A 1,813-nucleotide genomic window follows, 5' to 3' on the forward strand; every position below is an offset into this window, starting at 1 on the left:
GGCCGCGGCGCCCCCCCCGGCGGCCGCCCCGCCGGCCCGGCGCCCGCCCCGGCCCCGCCCCCCCCCGCCCCCCCCCGACCGATCAGGGAACCGCCGGCGGCACCCCCGGGTGCCGCCCTCCCGAGAGGAACCCGTCCTTGGCCATCGGACTCCGACTGCCGCGCGGCTTCGCCGCCCTGGGCACCGTCCTCCTCGCCGCCACCGCCGCCGTCCCGCTGACCGCCTCCCCCGCCGCCGCGGCCTCCCCCCTCTGCCTGAGCGGCAACCTCCAGTACGACTACCAGTCGGCCGAGGACGGCACCGCGAAGCCCACGAGGACCAAGCCGGTGCGCAACGCCAACGTCGCGCTGTGGGGCAACGAGAAGTCCACCGACTCCCCCCGCCAGCTCACCGCCGACTACCAGTACACCGCCCTCGCCGATGGCGGCTTCAACCTCTGCTACACCCCCGTCACCACCACCTCCATGAACAGCATGTGGGTGCGCTTCCGCACCGAGAGCACCAAGCTGTGGAAGGTCAGCGACACCACCGGCACCCCCTACACCCTGGACACGCCCGCCCGGCCGGTCTCCGCCAGCACCTCGCTCGGCACCGTCAAGCCGGCCACCGCCGCCCGGGCCTGGCACGCCTTCGACACCGTCAACCTCCTGTGGTGGAACCGCAACAACACCACCAGCGACTGCTGGTCCTCCCACGAGGCGAACAGCAACGCCTGCACCGAGCTGAACGTCCGGTGGACCGACGGCTCCTCCGACGGCCCGTACTACGACCTGGCCAACACCGTCCACCTCTCCTCCGCGGACCCCGACTCCGAGCACACGGTGCTCCACGAGGCCGGCCACTTCCTCATGCACCGGCTGTACGACGGCACGTTCCCGACCGTCACCAACTGCAGCCCGCACTACGTCAACCTGGTCAGCTCCGGCAGCTGCGCCTGGACCGAGGGCTTCGCCGACTCCGTCGCCGCCTACCTCCTGAAGGACTACCGGTACGTCTTCCCGGACGGCAACAGCGCCGGCTTCGCGTACACCACCGGCTGGAACACCGGCGACCAGGTCCAGGGCAACGTGGACGGCTCGCTGCTCGACCTGTGGAACAACCTCGACGGGGGCTGGAACGGCACCATCGCGCTGCTGACCACGCACGCCCCGGCCACCTTCGCCGACTACTTCAAGAGCGGCCGACCCGACGGCAACCTCGCCACCAACGGACCCGCGCTCGCCTACCTGGCCTCCCACGCCATCGACTACGGGCCCACGATCGTCGGCGACAACCAGTACCACGCCCTCACCGACGGCGGCGCACTGGCCCTCGAACACGCCGGCCAGTGCGCCGCCACCACCAACGTCGTCGCCGACCTCGACACCTACGACTCCACCCACGCCTCCGAGCGGTGGAAGTTCGACACGAACGCCGACGGCACGGTCAGGATCTACGACAGCTGCCCGACCCCGCTCACCCTGACCGCGCCCGCCACCGCCGGGGCCCAGGTCACCCTCAAGGCCTACAACTCCACCGACACGCACCAGAAGTGGCAGGTCGCCCAGAACGGCAGCGGCACCTACACGATCACCAACCCGGCCACCGGGTACGTCCTGGACAGCGCCTCCGTCAGCGCCGGTGCGGCCGTGACCGTCAACCCGGCGGGCAGCGCCAACAGCCAGGCCTGGGCCGCCTTCGGCTGACGACTGACGGCTGACGGCCCGGACGCCAGGGCGTCGGCTCGCCAGGGCCGTCCGGCGGTGCCCCCCGTGCCAGGCCGGGGGCGGGGGGGCCCCCCCGGCCCCCCCCATCCGCGCCGGCCGCCCGCAGC

General features: G+C 72.8%; 1 protein-coding gene. It reads left to right on the top strand.

The window, feature by feature from the left end; translation table 11 throughout:
• Window positions 1-137: 137 nt before the first annotated feature.
• Entirely contained in the window at window positions 138-1,685 is a 1,548-nt protein-coding gene (locus tag ACFV0O_RS29720; protein ID WP_380346724.1) for an RICIN domain-containing protein, read from the top strand.
• Window positions 1,686-1,813 lie beyond the last annotated feature (128 nt).

The sequence above is a fragment of the Kitasatospora sp. NPDC059577 genome (assembly GCF_042735475.1).
Classification (GTDB): Bacteria; Actinomycetota; Actinomycetes; order Streptomycetales; family Streptomycetaceae; genus Kitasatospora.